The organism is Paraprevotella clara YIT 11840, from assembly GCF_000233955.1.
Lineage (GTDB): Bacteria > Bacteroidota > Bacteroidia > Bacteroidales > Bacteroidaceae > Paraprevotella > Paraprevotella clara.
Window position 1 is genome coordinate 1 of sequence record NZ_JH376681.1, and the last position, 503, is coordinate 503.

Below are 503 nucleotides of genomic sequence, written 5' to 3' on the forward strand. Positions count from 1 at the left end.
GCACAGGTTCTGTAACTATTACCTATGTAGCACCTAATGGTAGTACCGGTACGGGTAATGTATTTAATTATGGAGACCCAGCAGGAGGAGTGGTAACTATTACAATAACTGATGCATCAGGTTGTGCTACCAGCACAGTAAGAACAATAACCGCTTACGAAGGCTTAGATGCTGCCAATATAACGGTAAGCAGTACGATTACTTGTGGTACAGATACAGTAACCCTTAGTATCACCCAAACAGGAGGAGCGGCCTTTACAGCAGGTACTATTTACTACGCACAGGGAGCTACAGCTCCTACGGCAGCGATAGGTACTGCTCCTTGGCAATCGACAGGTACTTTTGCAGTAACCCCTAATGCAACGCATAAATTCTGGATAGGGCATAAAGATACGGGCTGTATGATAGATTACGATTATACTTCGCCTAATCCGAATACCTTTAGTATAGCCAAAGTAGCGATAAAGAATGTAAGTTGTAAGGGCGATAGCGATGGTACGGTA

General features: G+C 43.9%; 1 protein-coding gene. It reads left to right on the plus strand.

From position 1 onward, the window contains the following. The coding region (locus HMPREF9441_RS17040; RefSeq protein ID WP_008623390.1) for a hypothetical protein at nucleotides 1-503 on the plus strand (503 nt) is incomplete at both ends.